Source organism: Azospirillum sp. B4 (assembly GCF_000333275.1).
GTDB lineage: Bacteria > Pseudomonadota > Alphaproteobacteria > Azospirillales > Azospirillaceae > Nitrospirillum.
Window position 1 is genome coordinate 1 of the sequence record NZ_BACU01000444.1, and the last position, 4570, is coordinate 4570.

A 4570-nucleotide genomic window follows, 5' to 3' on the forward strand; every position below is an offset into this window, starting at 1 on the left:
CTTCCCATCTCCGCATCTCGGCCCGCGGGCGCGGATCTCATCCTTGGGAACGCCGTCCTGGCGCAGGCCGAAGGCCACGTTGTTCTCCACCGTCATGTGGGGGAACAGGGCGTAGGACTGGAACATCATGTTGACCGGGCGGTCGTAGGGCGGGATGCCCGCCATGTCGACGCCATCGATGAAGATGCGGCCCTCGGTCGGCTGCTCGAATCCCGCCAGCATGCGCAACAGCGTCGTCTTGCCCGATCCGGAACCGCCCAGCAATGAGAAGAACTCCCCGCGATAGATCGACAGGCTGACGTTGTCCACCGCCGTGAAGTCGCCAAAGCGCTTCACCACCTTCTCGATCTGAACGTAGGGCTTGGCATTGGGGTCGCGCCAGGGTTCGAACTTGGCGGCGGGACCGGATGACGCCGGTCGGGGACGGGAGGCGGGGGCGTCGGACATGAGGCGGCGGATCACACTGCTGGAAGTGGGCCTGATGGGGACGTCCGATGGGCGCTTCCTGAATTGGGAATCGCTTGCCCGGAAAAGCGTTCCGAACGTGGTGAATGCCAGGGTGCGCCCCCGCTGTCCACCGGAACTATGGGGTCTGCGGCCCTGGGCCGCGCGTTTTTTCCGCGAACGCGAAATCACATGAAATGCCGCTTCCGGGAAAGCGCGGCGCGCTCAGGAAAAAGGGGCGCCCCGGTCGGCGGCGCCCCTGGTCTTGCACCCTGGCGATAAGCCTCAGCGGCCGGTCTTGATCCGCGTCCAGGTGCGGTTGCGCTCCTGCTCCGCCCGCTGGGCCAGTTGCTTGATGGTGAACAGCTTGTCCATCACCTCCTTGGGCGGGTAGATGCGCGGGTTGTCCTTGATCTCCGGCTTCAGCAGGGGCAGCGAGGCCGGCACGGCGTTGGCGTAGGACACGGCGTTGCTGATGCCGGCCATCACCTTGGGGTCCAGCATGTAGTTGATGTAGGCGTAGGCCTCGGCCACGTTCGGCGCCCCCGCCGGGATGGCCAGGGTGTCGAACCACAGCTGGGCGCCTTCCTTGGGAATGGCGTAGTCGATCTTGACCTTGCCGCCGGAGCGGGCCTGCGCCTGCAGCACGTCGCCGGAATAGCCGATGGCGACACAGGCGTCGCCGCTGGCCAGCGGATCGATGACCGACGGGACGAAGGTCTTGATGTAGGGGCGGATGCTGGCCATCAGCTCCCCCGCCTTCTTCACGTCGTCCGACTTCTCGCTGCTGGGCGGCAGGCCCAGGTAGTTGAGGACGGACGGCAGGATGTCGGCCGGGCTGTCCAGGATGACGATGCCGCAGCTGGCCAGCTTCTTGGCGTTCTCCGGATCGAACACCTGCTTCCAGCTGTCGATGGTGGCGGTGCCCAGGGCGGCCTTCACCTTGTCCGGGTTGTAGCCGATGCCGACAGTGCCCCACTGGTAGATGGCGGCGTACTCGTTGCCCGGATCCACCTCGGCCAGGCGGGCCATCAGGACGGGGTCCAGGTTCTTCAGGTTGGGGATCTTGGACTTGTCCAGCTTCTGCACCGCCTGCGCCTGGATGAACTTGCGCAGGGTGGGCTGGGCCGTGGGGACGATGACGTCATAGCCGGAATTGCCCGTCAGCAGCTTGGCCTCCAGGGTTTCCAGGTCGGTATAGACGTCGTACTTGGTCTGGATGCCGGTGGACTTGGTGAAGTCGGCCAGCGTGGTCTCGCCGATATAGTCGGTCCAGTTATAGACATGCACCGTCTTGGTCTGCGCCCATGCGGCCCCGGCGACCACCGCCACCAATCCCGCCAGCAGCGGCACCAGCTTCTTTTTCATCCACGTCCCCGTTCTTGGAAATCGGCCGGGCCATGAAGCCCCTGGTCGGGGGGCATTTGCACCCCATGGCGCCGGCCCTGTCAAGCAGCGGGGGCCGCCTGTCGCCTATTTGAGCTACACCGTGCGTACAGGCCCATCCTGTCTGGGGCAAGCCATGGAAAACACACGCACCTTTGGCCGCCCACCCGGCCTCAGGTCGGGGTGCCGCGGGCCGCGATCGCCTCGGTTTCGGGGCTCAGGGGCCGCGCCTCCTTGCCCGCCTGGAACAGGGGCGTGGGCTTGGGCTCCGTCGGCAGGAACTGCTTCAGGCCGATCAGGCGGCCGCTGGCCTGCTCCAGCGCCAGGCGCTCCGCGTCGCGGCGGCGCACCTCCTCCGCCGTCTCCCGCGCCTCTTCCTCCGACAGGCCCAGGAACTCCAGCGCGCCTTGACCGAAGGCCAGCGCCGATTCCCAGGTTTCGCGCACCTGCAGGTCCACACCGGCGGCGATCAGGTGCAGGGTGTGGCGGCGGTCGTAGGACCGGACCAGCAACCCGGCATGGGGGAAGCTGCCCTTGACCAGGTCCACGATCTTGTTGGCGGTATTCTTGTCGTCCACGCACACCGCCACCGCCCGGGCACGCCCGGCGCCGGAGGCGTGCAGCACGTCCAGGTTGGTGCCGTCGCCGTAATAGATCTGGAAGCCGAAGCTGGTGGCCGCCTGGATCATCTCCACATCCGTGTCGATGATGGTGACGTCGAGCCCCCGGGCCAGCAGCGTCTGGCTGACAACCTGGCCGAAGCGGCCGAAGCCGATGACCAGCACGGCGCCGCTGAGGCCGTCCGGCCGGGCCAGGCCATCGGTGTCGAGGGCCGGTTTGGGCAGCAGCGACCACACCAGGCGCACGGTCATGGGCGTCAGCACCATGGACAGGATGACCGTGGCCGTCATGACGGCGTTGACCTGCCCGTCCAACACGCCCACGGCGGTGCCGGCGCCGTACAGGACGAAGGCGAACTCCCCGCCCTGGGCGAACAGGGTGGTACGCTGGATTGCCTCCCGGCAATCGGCACCGGAAATGCGGGCCACGGCATAAATGCCGGCCGCCTTGGTGACGATGCAGCCGGCCAGCACCAGCAGCACCAGGCGCCATTCCGCCGCCACCACCGCCAGGTCCAGCGACATGCCCACGGCCATGAAGAACAGGCCCAGCAGCAGTCCGCGGAAGGGCTCGATATCCGCCTCCAGCTGGTGGCGGAATCCGGATCCGGACAGCAGCACACCGGCCAGGAAGGCACCCATGGCCATGGACAGGCCGCTGCTTTCCATCAGCAGCGCCGTGCCCAGCACCACGGCCAGCGCCGCCGCCGTCATCGCCTCCCGCACCCTGGACCCGGCCAGGAGACCGAAGAGCGGGTTCAGCACCCAGCGCCCGGCCGCCACCACCAGGCCCACGGCCGCCCCCGCGATCACCACACCCAGCCAGCTGCCGCGCAGGTCGTGGCTAGCCTCCGGCGCCAGCAGGGCGACGACGGCCAGCAGCGGCACGACGGACAGATCCTCCAGCAGCAGGATGGACATGGACCGCTGGCCGAAGGGGGTGGACATCTCCCCCTTCTCATCCAGGGTCTGGATGATGGCGGCGGTGGAGGACTGGGCGAAGCCCATGGCGGCGACGAAGGCCACGGCGGGCGGGAAGCCGGCCAATACGCCGGCGATGGTCATCACCGCGCCGCAGACCGCCGCCTGCGCCACACCCAGGCGGAAGATCTGCCGGCGCAGGGTCCACAGCTTGGCGGGCCGCATTCCAGCCCGATCAGGACAGGAACATCACCACGCCCAGCTCGGCGAAGTGCAGCACGGCGGCGGGATCGCCCAGCACGCGGAAGCCATAGGGCCCGATGGCCAGGCCCGCCGCCAGGTAGCCCAGGATGGACCCAAAGCCCAGGCGCTTGAACAGCGGGGCCGCCACCACGCCGGCACCCAGCACGGCCACGATCTGCACCAGGTCGACGCCGGACGTCTCGGTCACGCGGGATACCCCCAAGGCTTGCCCCAAAGGGCCGCCGCCTGAACGGCTTGGCCCCCGATGTTCCGGACCCTAACAAGGATGCGAGGATGGGGGCAAGGCGGGCGGCTGGCGCGCGGCGCACAGACCCTTGACGGGCGCGCACCCATGGCGGCACATGCGCCCGTCCACTCCTGTCACAATGAAGCGTTCCCCCCATGCCCTGGCGTCCCATGGCGGCGGCCGACATGCCCCCCGTCTTCACCCTGGCCTGCGCCATCCATGTCGACTTCTTCGAGGCGCTGGAGGTCATGGCCGACAAGCTGGCGACCTACCCCGCCGGATGCCTGGTGCTGGAGAGGGCGGACGGGACCATCGGCGGCTATGCCGTCAGCCACCCCTACGTGAAAGGCAGGGTGCCCAAGCTGAACCACGTGCTGCGCGGTCTGCCAACGGAAGCGGACGTCTACTACATCCACGACATCGCCATCGATCCCGCCGCGCGGGGCCAAGGCCATGCCGAGGCCGCGGTCCTTCTGCTGGCCCGCCAGGCACGGGAAGCCGGCTTCACAGAAATGCGCCTACTGTCGGTCAATAATTCCGAGGGGTTCTGGACGCGGCGGGGCTTCGCGCCGGTGGGAAATGAAACAGTTGACGTCTCATCCTACGGCGACGGCGCCATTTATATGTTTCAGTCCCTTTAATATTTTATCCGGCTGGTAATGGCCGCGATGACAATATTGCAACGGTGCCTTTTCGAGACCGGGGAAGC

5 protein-coding genes are annotated in these 4570 nt (G+C 67.4%); 1 reads left to right on the forward strand and 4 read right to left on the reverse strand.

The genetic code is table 11. From position 1 onward, the window contains the following. The 4 genes from I55_RS19380 to I55_RS38565 all read right to left on the reverse strand — a co-directional run. A partial coding sequence (locus tag I55_RS19380; RefSeq protein WP_044562229.1) for an ABC transporter ATP-binding protein occupies positions 1-447 on the reverse strand: 447 nt, incomplete at its 3' end. Positions 448-729: 282 nt separating this feature from the next. Beyond that, positions 730-1812 (reverse strand): polyamine ABC transporter substrate-binding protein, encoded by a 1083-nt coding sequence (locus tag I55_RS19385; RefSeq protein ID WP_044562230.1) that lies wholly within the window; start codon positions 1810-1812, stop codon positions 730-732. A 191-nt stretch (positions 1813-2003) separates the two neighbouring features. Then, positions 2004-3596: a cation:proton antiporter gene (locus tag I55_RS19390; protein ID WP_286364310.1), complete on the reverse strand. Its 1593-nt coding sequence runs from the start codon at positions 3594-3596 to the stop codon at positions 2004-2006. Positions 3597-3606: 10 nt separating this feature from the next. Continuing rightward, on the reverse strand, positions 3607-3822 hold the full coding sequence (locus tag I55_RS38565; protein WP_252181216.1) for a cation:proton antiporter: 216 nt from the start codon (positions 3820-3822) through the stop codon (positions 3607-3609). 194 nt (positions 3823-4016) lie between these two features. Here I55_RS38565 and I55_RS19395 point away from each other — a divergent pair, with 194 nt between their 5' ends. Further along, a complete protein-coding gene (locus I55_RS19395) occupies positions 4017-4502 on the forward strand; it encodes a GNAT family N-acetyltransferase (RefSeq protein ID WP_044562231.1) in 486 nt (161 codons plus the stop codon). Positions 4503-4570 lie beyond the last annotated feature (68 nt).